We start from the raw sequence: 13847 nt of genomic DNA, 5'->3' as shown, positions 1-13847 counted from the left end.
CCGGGTGTGTGCGGCGGACCGGATGGTCCGCCGCTATGGAGTTGTCTATTTGGTGGTGCGGATGACGGCGACGCCGCCTGCTGGAACGGTGAAGCTGCCCTGCACCTCGGTATCGCTGAGCAGTTCATGCCCGTCTGCTGCGAGCACGGCATCCTGCTCGTTGTGGTTCACGGCGATCCGATACGACGCGTCGGCGCCGTGACGCGTGATGACTTCGAGCCCCTCGGGCAGGCCTTCCGTCGATACGCCCGCATCGGCGTAAACCGCGTTCATGAGGGTCTTCAGGCTGTCAGCATCCAGTCGCGTGCTGACATACCAGGCGGTGCCGTCGCCGTGCGTGTTGCGGGTGATGGCGGGCTCGCCCGCCGCCGGGCCCTGGCTGTATCGGCCGAAGACATCCGCACCATGCAGGCGCAGCGCCTCTTGCCAGTGGTCGGCGCCCAGCAGCTCGCCTCCGCCCAGTGCAACACCGGCCGTGGCGCCGGCGCGCAGCGGAAGGTGCTCTTCGACATCGACGCCGAGAACATCGCGCAGCGGAGCGAGGAAGCCTCCGGGGTGGACGGCATCGTTCTCATCGACAACGGCCGAGAAATATGACACCAGCAGTGTTCCGCCGTCTGCGACGTAGCGAGTGAGGTTCTCAGCATCCGCCGCTGTCAGCATGTACTGCGCGGGGGCGACGACGAGCTTGTACTGCGAAAGATCCTGGCCCGGAAGCGCGAAGTCGACGGTGATGCCATCGCGCCACAGGCGCTCATAGTACGCGCGGATGCGTTCCTGGTGTGAGATGTCATCGGTCGGCCGCCATTCCAGATCCTGCGCCCAGAACGACTCGAAATCCCAGAGAATTGCGACGTCGGCCTCGACGGTCGAGCCCTGCACCTCTTCGAGGCGCCCGAGGTCGCCACCGAGCTGCGCCACCTCGCGGAAGACCCGTGAGTTCGTTCCGGCGTGCGGCAGCATCGCCGAGTGGAACTTCTCTGCGCCTGAGCGACCGGCGCGCCACTGGAAGAACAGGATGGCGTCCGCACCGCGGCCGAAGTGCGTGAGCGAGTTGCGCGCCATCTCGCCCGGGCGCTTGGCGATGTTGCGCGGCTGCCAGTTCACGGCCGAGGTGGAGTGCTCCATCAGGATCCACGGCTTGCCGCCACCGACAGAGCGGCTGAGGTCGGCCGCTATGGACAGGCCGATGTGAGCGTCCTCGTCCGGCGCCCACAGGTAGTGATCGTCCGAGACGATGTCGACCTCGCGCCCCCATGCCCACAGGTCGGTGGTCCAGCTCTGGTTCGCCATGAAGTTCGTGGTGATCGGCTGGTCAGCGTGCACGCGGATCGCGTCGCGCTCCGCGATGTAGCAGGCCCGCAGCTGGTGATCGGTGAAACGCGCGAAGTCCAGGCGCTGGGCGGGGTTCACGACACTGGGCGCGGCGGCGGGAGCGCCGATGTGCTCCCACGCGGTGTAGTGCTGGCCCCAGAAGGCGGTGCCCCACGCCGAGTTGAGCCCGTCGAGGGTGGCGTACTTCTCCTGAAGCCATCCGCGGAATGCGTTGACCGACTGCGGGGAGTAGTCCTCGCCGACCGGAACACCGTATTCGTTGTGCACATGCCAGAGGACGACGGCTGGATGCTTCGCATACCGCGTAGCGAGCGCGTCAGCGTAGCGCACGATGGCTTCGCGATACGCGGCTGAGGAGTGCGAGGCCATCCCCCGCGAGCCGAAGCCCATCGTTCGACCATCGCGGTCGATGACATGAGCATCGGGATGCTTCGCGAAGAACCAGGCTGGCGGGGAGGCGGTGGGAGTGCCGAGGTCGACGTGGACGCCGTTCTCATGCAGCAGATCGAGCAGCTCGTCCAGCCAGGAGAAATCGAACTCTCCCTCGGCCACCTCGACCAGTGCCCAGGAGAAGATCCCGACACTGACCAGGTTGACACCCGCTTCACGCATGAGAACGACGTCTTCGCGCCAGGTCTCACGAGACCACTGCTCGGGGTTGTAGTCGCCGCCGTAGGCGATTCCCCGGAGTTCGGGCCAGGCGTGGGGGGTCGTCATCGTCGCTCCATTGAGTCGGTGTGCACAGGTGCATCCCTGTCAAAATTTTGACTGGGACCGGTCTCAGTCGGATGAGTAAAAGACTGGGACCGGTCTCAGTTCTATCCCATACGGCAGAAGATCACCACCGGGGTGCAACCAACCGTTACCCAACTGAGACCGGTCCCAGTGTGGCGCCCAGCCCACAGACGGAGAGTGAGTAGAGTCAGAGCGATGAGTGACGTAACGGCGAGGCGCAAGCCGACGATACGCGATGTGGCCGTGCGGGCAGGGGTCTCCCGCAGCACTGTTTCGCGCGTGATCAACGGCGGGCACTGGGTGTCTCCCGACGCGCGCGTCGCTGTCGAAGAGGCCATCGTCTCCACCGGGTATACCGCCAACCATCACGCTCGCAGCCTCGCCACCGGGCGGGCAGGGTCGATGGCGTTCCTGCTCACGGAGCCGCAGCAGCTGCTGTTCGACGACCCGACTTTCGCCCTGTTGCTGCGTGGAGCGGCCGAGGCGCTCGCGCAGCGCTCGATGACCCTCGTCCTCCTCGTCGCCGGTACCCCGGCCGAGCGCGAAAGCGTTGCTCATTTCATCAGCGCGGGGCACGTCGATGGCGTCCTTCTGATCTCTTCACACGAGTCGGAGCCACTGCTCGCGCAGTTGCTCGACGAGGGCATCCCAATCGTGAGCTGTGGCGTGCCGCTGGGCCACGAGACCGAGCTGTCGACGATCTCGGTCGAAGAGGTGGCGTCGGCCAGAACTATGGTCGCGTATCTCCGCGAGAAGAACTACAAGCGCATCGGCATGATCTCCGGCCCCGATGACACGCCGGGCGGGCGTTATCGGCTGGTGGGCTTCCGCGAGGAGCTCGGTGATCGGTTCGACGCGACCCTGGTGGAGACCGGCGATTACTCGTTCGAATCGGGCCAGACAGCGATGACACGCCTCCTCGAACGAGGGGTGGATGCTGTGTTCGCCGCCAATGACAGGATGGCTGCCGGCGCGATCGCCGCCGCTCGACGCGCCGGGCTGCGCGTTCCCGAGGATGTCGCCGTTGCCGGCTTCGACGACTCGGGCCTTGCCGCGACGCACGAGCCGTCCATCACCACGATGCGCCAGCCCTGGGAGCAGATCAGCGCGCAGATGGTGCACGTGCTGCTCGACGTGATCGCCGGAGCACCGCCCCGGTCAGTGATCCTGGATACCGAACTTGTGGTGCGTGAAAGCGCCTGACCTTTAGCGCCGCCGTCAGGCGTGCAGTAGTGATCCGCGCGCCGAGGGGCGGCTCATCTCGGGAGCCAGCACCGCGAGAATGCGCACGAGAGTAGTCAGCCACAGCAGCCCGAGACCGATCACGATCGCCTCGAGCACCGTGAGCGAGTACAGCTTGAAGCCGTCCGCGAGGACGAACGCGACCACGAGCAGCAGCGCGATGCCGACCGTGACCACCAGCAGCGGACGCGGTGGCCCCGGCATCGCAACGGTCGTCGCGACTCCGGCTGCGACGAACAGCACGAGCGTCGAGGCGGCCGCGATGTTGTGCACCACGACGATCTGCTCGACCGGGAACAGGCCGACCCCGGCGAGCGCGACTCCGGTCCCCACCCACAGCAGTGACACAGCCGCAATGCGGCCGAACCAGGCGTCGCCGCGGATGCGGTGCAGATCACGTCCGATATACATGCCGACGGTCGCGGTCAGGATGCCGGCGACGACGAGCGTCCCGTTGAACGCCCAGGCCCCGTCGCCGATGCCGAGCTGTGAGAAGTTCAGCTCCCACCAATGAGGATCAGCTGCGGTGAGCATGGCGAACAGCGTGCCGATGGCGAGATAGCTGAACAGCAGTGTTGCGAGGTCGGTGGTGCGCAGGCCAATGCCGGCGTCGAATGCGAGGCGACCGCCAATCGCGCTGGCCACCGCGATGACGAGGGCACCACCGAATGCCGGAAGCTCCAGTCCCTGCAATCCGACGCCGAGCACTTCACTGGCCAGCAGCACGCCCAGTGCTGTGACCCCGGCGAAGGCCAGCGTGAGGGCAACGGCGGAGGAAGCCGAGATGATGATCTGCCAGCGCGGCATCTCGTGGTTCTGACCGCGGCGATGCAGGAACGTCGATACCACGAAGGATGCTGCGGCGATGCCTCCCGCGACGAACGCGGCGGGTAGACCCACCGAACCGTCACCCGCGATCGGGCGCGGGCTTCCCCACAGCACGAGCGTTCCCAGCGCCGCCCCGATGACGAAGCAGATGAGGGTCGCCCAGATCGCACGGGTCTCCCGTGTCATCTCGGGTTCCTGCGCCATCTGCGGATCCTGCTCCATTCTTCGATCAAACCACGCCGCCGCCCGCCCCGCGTCCCACTTGTTGCCCGCACCCGGCCCCACACCCCGTGGGTGGTGGGTGGTGGGTACGCGGGGGCGCGGTGCTCGCGGGCTAGCCGCGCATGGCGACGCCGCGGCGCCAGTAGCCCATGAAGGCCACCTGTGCGCGGTCGATGCCGAGCTCCTTCACGAGGTGGCGGCGTAGCGTCGTGACGACGCCGCTCTCCCCCGCGATCCAGAAGTACCTGTTGTCGCCCGAAGCAGTGGGCGCAACGTCCTCGCCGCTGCCCGAGTAGATCGGCGTTTCCCACACCAGGTCTTCGCCCTCAGCATCCTGCACGACGATCTCGGCGTGGCCGGTGTCTCCCAGATAGTCCAGCACGGTCGGGATGACCCGCAGCCCATGCGCCGCATCACCGCGCGGCAGCCAGTGCACGTCGACTCCGGCGGGTGCATTGATCGTCAGCTGGTCTGCTGCCGCCGGAACCTCGATGAACGCGATTCCACGCAGATCGCGCGGAGCATCCTCCAGGATCCGCGCGATCGCCGGGGCAGCCGTCTCGTCCCCGACCAACATCACGGAGGATGCACCGCCCGGCGCATATTCGATACCGTTGCGGTCCTCCCGCCCACGCCGCGGCCCGACGATCAGCAGCTCATCACCGACTTCGGCGCAGCTCGCCCACAGCGACGCGGGCCCGGTCAGCCCCGGTTCCAGGTGCAGCACGAAGTCGACGACGACCTCGGTGCTGGCATCCGCCACTCGCAAATCACGCACCGAATAGGTGCGCATCGAGCCGCGCTCCTCCTCCGGGACGGCGAGATACGCACCCCACCAGTCGTCGGTGTCACGCGCGACCGGAGGCAGAATGCCGGATGCCGGCGGGAAAACCAGCTTGATCCGCGCGTCATAGATATCTCCGGGCGTGCCGAATTCGGCAAGTTCCGAACCGCCGAAGGTGATGCGTACGAAGCTCGGCGACACCCGCTCAACAGCTCGCACCTCGGCGCGGGCGAGGACATAGGAGGGACGAGTACGAGTTTCAGCGGACATGATGCCTCCCGATCGGGGTGACCATCGGCTTCCCGGAAACCGGGTCGGTCGTGATCTGATTAGCCATGCCGAAGACCTCTTCGACCAGCGTGTGGGTGAGAATTTCATCCGGTGCGCCCAGCGCGTGCACCTTGCCGTCACGCATCGCGACGAGCTCGTCGGAGTAGCGGGCGGCGAGGTTCAGATCGTGCAGCACCATGACAATGGTGGTGCCGCGCGAGACGCTGAGGTCCGTGAGCAGGTCGAGCACGTCGACCTGGTGAGCGACATCGAGGAACGTGGTCGGCTCGTCGAGCAGCAGGATGTCCGTCTCCTGTGCGAGAGCCATGGCGATCCAGACGCGTTGGCGCTGACCACCGGAGAGTTCGTCGACGCTGCGATCGGCAAGATCGGTGATGCCGGTGACAGCAAGCGCATCGGCGACAACCTCGTAGTCGTGTGCGCTCCACCGCGCGAGCATCTTCTGGTGCGGATGCCGGCCACGGCCCACCAGGTCGGCCACGGCGATGCCCTCCGGTGCGATCGGCGACTGCGGCAGCAGTCCCAGCACCCGTGCGATCTCCTTAGTCGGGCGCGAGTGCACGGATTTGCCATCGAGGACGACCTGACCGGATGCCGGCGACAGCAGACGTGCGAGCGAACGCAGCAGCGTCGACTTGCCGCATCCATTCGATCCGACGATTGAGGTGATCTTTCCCGGAGCGATGGCCAGATCAAGCCCGTCGATGACGGTGCGGTCACCATAGGCGAGCGTCACCGCCTCGGCGGACAGCGTGTGGGCCTCGGTCACAGCGAGCCTCCCGAACGGTTGGTGCGGATGAGTAGATAGATCAGGTACGGCGCACCGAGAATTCCGGTGATCACGCCGACGGGGTAGCGCGCGTCGAAGACGAACTGACCGATCAGGTCGCCCGCGAGCACGAGCACCGCACCCACGAATGCGGATGGCAGCAGGAGGTTCGCCCCAGGTCCAGTGACGCGAGCGGCGATGGGTCCGGACATGAATGCGACGAAGGCGATCGGTCCGGTCGCGGCTGTCGCGAACGCCAGCAGCGAGACAGCGCCGATGATGAACATCAGCCGTGTCGCGTGCACCCGCACGCCGAGGCCCGCGGCCGACTCGTCGCCGAGCTGTAGCATCCCGAGCGCTTGGGCCTGGCTGAATAGGAACGGCAGGACGACAACGCTGGCGATCGCAAGCGGGACGATATCGTCCCAGGACGCATTGTTCAGACTGCCGGTGAGCCAGCGCATAGCCGTCTGGATGTCCCACTGCGCAGCCCGGGAGAGCACGTACGACACGACGCTGTGCAGCATCGCCGCGACGCCGATCCCGATCAGAATCAAACGGATGCCGGCGAAGCCGCCCTTGTTCGAAAGCAGGTAGATCGCCAGGGCGGTGATCAGGGCGCCGGCCAGTGCGAGAACCGAGACCATCGGGCCGGTGAGGCCGAGGACGACGATGCCGACGACGGCTGCTGCACTCGCCCCCTCGGTGATGCCGATGATGTCAGGGGATGCGAGCGGGTTGCGCAGCAGCGTCTGAAACGCCACACCGGCGATTCCGAACGCGAAACCGGCGAGGATGGCGAGCACGGTGCGCGGCAGGCGGAGTTCACCGACGGTGAAGGATGCTCCCGGCACGGTCTCGCCCAGGATCACTCGGATGACCTCACCGGGGGTGTAGAAAGTGTTGCCCACCATGAGCGCGATCGCGGCGAGTGCAAGCAGCAGCACGGCCAGCACGATGCTCGCGATGGCGTGACGGCGGTGGCGCGCGCGGCGACCGGCGATGATCGCAGCCGTCACAGCTCACGCACCTTCTGCCTGCGGACGATCCAGATGAAGAAGGGTGCACCGATCACCGCAGTGATGATGCCGACCTGAATCTCTTCTCCGGAGGGGGCGATGACGCGGCCGACGATGTCACTTGCGAGCAGCAGCGCTGCGCCCGCGATCGCGGAGAACGGCAGCAGCCAGCGATGATCCGTGCCGATCAGGAGGCGGCACAGGTGCGGGATGACGAGGCCGACGAAGCCGATAGGGCCGGCGATCGCGGTGGCGGCTCCGGCGAGGATCACCGCACCGAGAGCCGAGATGAGCCGCGTTCGAAAGACGTTCTCTCCGAGGCCTGCGGCCATGTCGTCACCGAGCGCGAGCGAGTTCATCCCGCGAGAGCATGCGAAGCAGATGAGCGCGCCGATGCCGAGCGCTGGCGCGATGACCGCGATCCGGGGCCATTCAGCACCCCCGACACCGCCGATCATCCAGGACTGGAACGTCTGCAGCAGGTCGGCGCGCGGCAGCATGATGGCGCTGATGAGCGCGCCCAGCGCGGCCGAGGTCGCAGCCCCCGCCAGGGCGAGTTTCAGCGGAGTTGCGCCGCCGCGCCCCAATGATCCGACGGCGTAGACGAAGACGCCGGCCACGGCCGCACCCGCGATCGCGACGAACATCTGGCTGGATGCGCTGGACAGTCCGAAGAAGGCGATGCCGAACACGACGGCAAGGGAGGCGCCGTTCGAGATACCGAGAATCCCCGGTTCGGCGATGGGATTGCGCGTGACAGCCTGCATGGTCGCCCCGGACAGGGCGAGGGCTGCGCCGACGAGAATCGCCAGCACCGTGCGCGGGATGCGCTTGATGATCGCCGCCTGAGCGATGGTCTCGTCGTGTCCGCCGAGGGCGGTGAGCACATCGTCGATCGAGACCGCACGCACCCCGAAAGACAGCGAGAGGATGCTGAGGACGACAATGACGCCCGCACCGATGAGCAGCCAGACGATGCGGGCAAGCGCCGGGCGCCGCAGTTCTGCGGCGCCCGGCGTCATGGTCGTGGCGACTGAGGTCACTCGCTCAGCAGCGGCGCCTCGAGGATCGCGAAGTAGTCGTCGATCCCCCAGCCGATGGACAGCGGCGACGGGTTCGCGGATGCTGCGATCGGCGTAGCATCCGGAAGGATCGCAATCCGCCCCTCGGCGACGGCGGGGATCTTCGACAGCAGCGGGTCGGCCTGGAGCGTGGCGATCATCGACTCATCTCCATAGGAGATGAATACGTCGACGTCGTTGAACTTGTCGGCTTCCTCCGCGCTGAGTGTGAGGTAGAACTCGGTGCTGTCGGCGTTCTTCTCGAGGACCTCCGGCACCGGAAGGCCGAGGTCCATGAGGAAGCCGGGGCGCGTATCAGCGGGGGTGTAGAAGCCGACCTGGCTCAGATCGCTCGGGTCGAGGTAGGTGAACAGGAGCTTTGCGTCCTTGAGTGCCGGGTGGGCCTCAAGCGCAGCATCCGTCTCGGCGTGGATCTCGTCGATCAGAGCGTCGCCCGCCTCGGCGAGGCCGAGCGCCGTCGAGTTCATCGTGATCATGTCCTCGACCGAGGTCGCCCAGGCGATCTCGGGGTAGGCGATGACCGGTGCGATCTTGGAGAGGGTGTCGTACTCCTCCTGCGTGATGCCGGAGTATGAGGCCAGAATCACGTCGGGGTTCGTGTCGGCGACTGCTTCGAAGTCGACGCCGTCCGTCTCGTCGAACAGCACGGGAACGTCGCCGGCTTGCTCGGCCTTCTCATCGCCGATCAGCGAGACGTCAACGCCGAGTTCGGTCATCTCGTCCTCGACCCACGGGAGCACCCCGTTGTCATTGTCGTCGCCCCAGGTCGCCTTGCTCATACCGACCGGGACGATGCCCAGAGCGAGCGGCACTTCGTGATTCGCCCAGGCGACGGTCGCAACCCGTTCCGGCTTCTGCGTGATCGTCGTCTCGCCGTAGATGTGCTCGACCGTTACCGGGAACGCATCATCGGATGCCGGATTCGAGCCAGCGGATGCGTCGGTGCTGGTGGGGGCGGGCGACGAGCAGGCTACGAGGCCGACGGCCAGAACAGCTGCTGCGCTGAAGCCCACGGGACGGGAAATGCGCACAGGCTTCCCTTTCGGGTTGGTGGTTTCGGGTGACGTGAAGCGTGGAGACTTTGGTAAGCCTCGCCTAATGTAACACGAGGTTAGGGTCACCTCACAAGAGTGAGTTTTGACATTACGGCGCTAACGTTGCCTCATGCGGATGACAGTGCGCAGCGCGAAGCGCGCTCCCCTGCTGCAGGTCGTGAAGTCGGCCGTGGCGACGATCGGCGCGTGGTTGATTGCCGGATGGCTGATGCCGGGACCACTGCCCGTGTTCGCCGCGATCGGCGCCCTGCTGGTCGTGTTGCCGAGTGTGAACCAGTCATTCACCAAGGCCATCGAACGCAGCCTCGGAGTCATCGTCGGCGTTGTCATCGCGTCAGCACTCAGCCTGCTGCTGGGCCCGCAGAGCTGGGTCGTGCTGCTCGCGATCGTCGTGGCGATGCTCGTCGCCTGGGCCTTTCGCGCGACACCGGGGGTGGGCAACCAGGTTGCCATCTCAGCGATGCTCGTGCTGGCACTCGGGTCCTCTAGCCCGCAGTACGCGGTCGATCGGATCCTGGAGACCTTGATCGGCGTCGCGATCGGGCTCATCGTGAACGCGCTGATCGTGCCGCCCGTCCTCACCGCTCCGGCACGTCGTGACCTCGGTCTGCTCGGTGCTGAGCTGGCCGCGAGCCTGGATCGGCTGGCCGTTGCACTGCCCACGGCCCGAACGCCGCAGCAGCTGCAGGAGCTCATGCTGGAAGCGCGGCTGCTGCGTCCGATGAAAGAGGCCGCCGAGGAATCGGTCACCGCCGGCGAGGAATCACTGACCCTGAACCCGCGCCGCGCCGCACGCGGCGATCTCGCCGAGATGCGCACCCTGCTCACCCGGCTGGCACCGATCGTCACGCAGGTGATTGGAATGACGCGGGCGTACTTCGACCACTATGACGACACTCTGGCCGACGAGCCGACCGTGCACGCGATTGCCGAGCAGCTGCGCCGCGCCGGGCACGACGTGCGATTGGCCGTGCAGCTCGCTGAGGTCGCGCCGGAAGAGACGACCGAGACATCGGCGATCCAAGCGCTGACGGCTCCGCTGCGGGTGCGGCCGCCGGCATCCGGTCACTGGATTCTCATCGGCTCACTCATGGAGGATCTGCGCCGCATCCGCGAAGCGCTCGTCGAGGACTGAGCCCGCGAGGGGTGACTACGCTCGACACATGAGCACCCACATCGCCGCTGAGCCCGGTCAGATCGCCCCCGTCGTCCTGTTCCCCGGAGACCCGCTGCGGGCGCAGTGGATCGCGGAGACTTTCCTCGAGGATGCCGTGCTGTATTCGGAGACCCGAGGGATGCTGGGATTCACCGGCACCTGGCAGGGCCATCGCATCTCGGTGCAGGGGTCCGGCATGGGTCAGCCGTCGATGGCGATCTACGCCAATGAGCTGTTCAACGAGTACGACGTGCAGAAGATTGTGCGCGTCGGCTCCTGCGGTGCGCTGACCGAGAAGCTGGCGGTGCGCGACATCATCATCGCCAATGGCGCCTGCACCGATTCGGGCATCAACCGCGTGCGATTCAACGGACTGGACTACGCGCCCGTTGCAGACTTCGCACTCCTGCGCGCAGCGGTGGAGGCGAGCGAGGAGCTGTCGATTCCGTCGAACGTCCACGTCGGCCTGCTGTTCTCGAGCGACCAGTTCTACAGCACTCGGCCAGAGCTCAGCGAACCGTTCGTGAAGCACGGCGCGCTGGGCGTGGAGATGGAGACCAGCGGGCTCTACACGCTCGCGGCGTACTACGACCGTCAGGCGCTGAGCATCTGCACCGTGTCGGATCACCTCATCACCGGCGAGGAGACGACCGCGAAGGAGCGCGAGCAGACCTTCGGCGACATGATCGAGATCGCGTTGCGCGCGGCGACGGCCTGAGGCCCGACCCGAGCCTCGGCCCAAGCCTCACCCCGCCGAGGCCGCCCGCACGATGTGGCTGCGCGCATGCGCGACAGCGGTGCCGAGATCCTCGAACAGGTGGTTCTGGTGACGCAGGGATGCGATCACGCCCACGCGCTCGGCGAGCTCACGATGCTGCGGCGCGATGCCCTTCACCAGCACGGTGATGCCCCGTCGCTCCAGCGAGGTGATCAGCTCGGTGATCACCTGCGCGCCGGTCGCATCGAGAACCTGCAGCTGAGACATCCGCAGCACGACGACCTCGACATCGCGCAGCTCATTGACCCGCTCCATGGTCTTCTCGGCTGCACCGAAGAACAGCGCACCCTCCAGTCGGAACACCGCGATGCGCTCATCCCCCGGCTGCGCCGCACCCGGCAGCTCCTCGCGATACACACCGCTGGTGCGCGCGAGCTGACGAAGCGCGAAGAAGCCGGCCGCGACGAGGCCGATGAGCACGGCGTAGATGAGATCGACGCTGACAGTGATCACCGCGGTGAGGCAGAAGACGACAGCATCCGCCCGCGTCGAGCGCATCACGGTGCGCACCGTCGACGGCGCGACCATGCGGCATGCGGTCACCATCAGCACACCGGCGAGAGCTGCGAGCGGAATGTGCGAGACGACGGATGCCCCGACCAGGGCTATCGCCAGCAGCAGCACGGCATGGACAATCGACGCGAGCCGCGTGCGCGCCCCCGCCCGGACGTTCACTGCCGTGCGGGCGATCGCGCCGGTCGCCGGCATCCCGCCGAATAGTCCCGCGGCGAGCGAGGCGAGTCCCTGCCCGACCAGCTCACGGTCGGCGTCGTAGTGGCCGGTGTCGGCGAGCGTGGATGCCACGCGTACGGAGAGCAGCGACTCGATCGCGGCAAGCGCGGCCACGGCAGCGGCGGGACCCGCCAACGACAGCAGCACCGCGGGGTCAAGTGTGGGCAGGGTTGGCGCGGGCAAGCCCGTCGGCAGCTGTCCGATCGTGTCGACGGGCAGAGCCAGCCCGATCAGCGAAGCAACGACGATCGCGAGCAGGGAACCGGGAAAGCGCGGATGAATCTTCAGCGAGACGAGCATGATCACAACGACCACCACGACGAGCAGCAGCGACCAGCCGAGCTTCGGCCAGCCCACCATCATCAGTGATTGCCACGCGGCGATCGCGGCATTTGTGCTGTCACCGATCGGGGTGCCGGTCGCGGTTGGCACCTGCTGCAGGAAGATGATGATGGCAATGCCGAGGGTGAAGCCCTCGATCACCGGCCACGGAATGTATCCGACGGTGCGGCCCAGGCGCAGCACGCCGGCGAGGAGCACCATGATCCCGGCGAGCAGGCAGACCGCGGCCAGGGCACCTGCGCCATGCTGCGCGAGGATCGGTGCGAGCACGACCACCATGGCGCCGGTCGGCCCGGACACCTGCACGTGGGACCCGCCGAACACCGCTGCGACGAAGCCCGCGATGATCGCGGTCACCAGCCCGCTTGCTGCTCCCGCGCCCGAGCTGACACCGAAGGCGAGTGCCAGCGGTAGCGCGACGATGCCGACAGTGATCCCCGCGAGGATGTCGCCTTTCCAGCTGCGGCGCAGTCCGCGATAGTCGGATGCCGCCGGCAGCAGCGTCAGCGCAGATCGCAGGCTCATGAACGAACCAGGATCTCGGGGAGCCCTTCCCGCGCGATCAGTTGCTCCTGGGTGGTCTCGAGTATCTCGGCTAGCAGTGCTCGGGCGACGTGGAGCAGATCCGCCACCTGCGGGTAGGCGAGGCGGTAGAAGACGAGGCTGCCGCGACGTTCCGAGATGACCAGTCGGTTGCGGCGCAGCACGGACAGGTGCTGGGAGACATGTGAAGCCTCGATGTCGATGGCTTTGAGGAGCTCGGAAACCGAGGCCTCGGGCGTCGCGGAGAGCACCTCGAGGATGCGGATCCGGATCGGGTGTGCGAGGCCCTTGAAGAGCCCGGCTTTCACCTCATAGAGCGGCCGATTCGGGTCGGTGAACATGCGGCGAGCCCTCCTTCGGCAGCATCAGGCAGTGGCGGTCTGATGATTTCATCATATCGCGGTATCATGACGGCATGGCTGATTCGCTTCCCCTGTGCCCCGAGTGCTCCAGCGAGCACGCCTATGAAATGGGCGCGCTGCTCGTCTGCCCGATGTGCGGACATGAGTGGTCACCTGCTGAGGCCGATGCCGCGTCCGCCGATGCTGATGCTGACGCCGCTGCTGGCGGTGCCGCTGTTGTGAAGGACTCCGTCGGCAACGTCCTCGCCGATGGCGACTCGGTCGTGGTGACCACCTCCATCAAAGTGAAGGGGTCGCAGGCGATCAAGGCCGGCACCAAGGTGCGCGGCATCCGCCTCATCGATCCGGTCAACGGCCACGACATCGACTGCAAGGTCGACGGATTCGGCCCCATGCTGCTGAAGTCGAGCGTCGTCAAGAAGGTCTGAGCCGGTCTTTCTGGTTCATAACTGTCTTTCTGGTTCATAACTCCTGAAAACTGGCGCGGATCGGGCTGTTTCGGCCGATGTGATCGTCACCACGCAGCATTTCTCAGGAGTTGTGCGCGGCGAGGGTGCGTGCCCATCGGTTGA

The 13847-nt window shown here is 66.5% G+C and carries 13 protein-coding genes; 4 read left to right on the top strand and 9 right to left on the bottom strand.

Annotation, left to right across the window (positions count from 1 at the left end):
• Window positions 1-45: 45 nt before the first annotated feature.
• Window positions 46-2052 carry a beta-galactosidase gene (locus tag ACSS7Z_RS01810; protein ID WP_438252719.1) on the bottom strand — a complete coding sequence of 669 codons (2007 nt, stop codon included), beginning with the start codon at window positions 2050-2052 and terminating at the stop codon, window positions 46-48.
• 213 nt (window positions 2053-2265) lie between these two features.
• Here ACSS7Z_RS01810 and ACSS7Z_RS01805 point away from each other — a divergent pair, with 213 nt between their 5' ends.
• A complete protein-coding gene (locus ACSS7Z_RS01805; protein WP_438252718.1) occupies window positions 2266-3273 on the top strand; it encodes a LacI family DNA-binding transcriptional regulator in 1008 nt (335 codons plus the stop codon).
• A 15-nt stretch (window positions 3274-3288) separates the two neighbouring features.
• Here the strand turns inward: ACSS7Z_RS01805 and ACSS7Z_RS01800 are convergent, their stop codons facing one another.
• From ACSS7Z_RS01800 to ACSS7Z_RS01775, 6 genes are all read right to left on the bottom strand, one after another.
• Window positions 3289-4344, bottom strand: a complete 1056-nt coding sequence (locus ACSS7Z_RS01800) for a DUF998 domain-containing protein (RefSeq protein ID WP_438252717.1) — start codon at window positions 4342-4344, stop codon at window positions 3289-3291.
• Between the two features lie 130 nt (window positions 4345-4474).
• A complete protein-coding gene (locus ACSS7Z_RS01795) occupies window positions 4475-5416 on the bottom strand; it encodes a siderophore-interacting protein (RefSeq protein ID WP_438252716.1) in 942 nt (313 codons plus the stop codon).
• A complete protein-coding gene (locus tag ACSS7Z_RS01790; protein WP_438252714.1) occupies window positions 5406-6206 on the bottom strand; it encodes an ABC transporter ATP-binding protein in 801 nt (266 codons plus the stop codon). Before ACSS7Z_RS01790 ends, ACSS7Z_RS01795 begins: the two co-directional genes overlap by 11 nt.
• The gene (locus ACSS7Z_RS01785) at window positions 6203-7225 is read right to left on the bottom strand and encodes a FecCD family ABC transporter permease (RefSeq protein WP_438252713.1); all 1023 of its coding nucleotides are present in this window, start codon (window positions 7223-7225) and stop codon (window positions 6203-6205) included. The genes ACSS7Z_RS01790 and ACSS7Z_RS01785 overlap by 4 nt, the downstream gene beginning before the upstream one ends.
• Entirely contained in the window at window positions 7222-8247 is a 1026-nt protein-coding gene (locus ACSS7Z_RS01780; protein WP_438253061.1) for a FecCD family ABC transporter permease, read from the bottom strand. Before ACSS7Z_RS01780 ends, ACSS7Z_RS01785 begins: the two co-directional genes overlap by 4 nt.
• Window positions 8248-8264: 17 nt before the next feature.
• Window positions 8265-9338, bottom strand: a complete 1074-nt coding sequence (locus ACSS7Z_RS01775) for an iron-siderophore ABC transporter substrate-binding protein (protein WP_438252712.1) — start codon at window positions 9336-9338, stop codon at window positions 8265-8267.
• A gap of 133 nt (window positions 9339-9471) precedes the next feature.
• On the opposite strand from ACSS7Z_RS01775, the gene ACSS7Z_RS01770 reads away from it, so the two are divergent.
• Both ACSS7Z_RS01770 and deoD read left to right on the top strand, forming a co-directional pair.
• The gene (locus tag ACSS7Z_RS01770; protein ID WP_438252711.1) at window positions 9472-10497 is read left to right on the top strand and encodes an FUSC family protein; all 1026 of its coding nucleotides are present in this window, start codon (window positions 9472-9474) and stop codon (window positions 10495-10497) included.
• A 28-nt stretch (window positions 10498-10525) separates the two neighbouring features.
• Window positions 10526-11236 (top strand): purine-nucleoside phosphorylase, encoded by a 711-nt coding sequence (gene deoD, locus ACSS7Z_RS01765; protein WP_438252710.1) that lies wholly within the window; start codon window positions 10526-10528, stop codon window positions 11234-11236.
• A 27-nt stretch (window positions 11237-11263) separates the two neighbouring features.
• On the opposite strand, the gene ACSS7Z_RS01760 is transcribed toward deoD, so the two are convergent.
• Both ACSS7Z_RS01760 and ACSS7Z_RS01755 read right to left on the bottom strand, forming a co-directional pair.
• Entirely contained in the window at window positions 11264-12895 is a 1632-nt protein-coding gene (locus ACSS7Z_RS01760) for a SulP family inorganic anion transporter (protein WP_438252709.1), read from the bottom strand.
• Window positions 12892-13254, bottom strand: coding sequence for an ArsR/SmtB family transcription factor (locus ACSS7Z_RS01755; RefSeq protein WP_438252708.1), 363 nt, complete (start codon window positions 13252-13254; stop codon window positions 12892-12894). Before ACSS7Z_RS01755 ends, ACSS7Z_RS01760 begins: the two co-directional genes overlap by 4 nt.
• Window positions 13255-13328: 74 nt before the next feature.
• On the opposite strand from ACSS7Z_RS01755, the gene ACSS7Z_RS01750 reads away from it, so the two are divergent.
• Entirely contained in the window at window positions 13329-13703 is a 375-nt protein-coding gene (locus tag ACSS7Z_RS01750) for a zinc ribbon domain-containing protein YjdM (protein ID WP_438252707.1), read from the top strand.
• Window positions 13704-13847: the final 144 nt, after the last annotated feature.

Source organism: Microbacterium wangyouchuni, assembly GCF_051546305.1.
GTDB lineage: Bacteria > Actinomycetota > Actinomycetes > Actinomycetales > Microbacteriaceae > Microbacterium.
The sequence above is the reverse complement of the archived record's forward strand: the minus strand, read 5'-3'. Positions and strand labels throughout refer to the sequence as shown.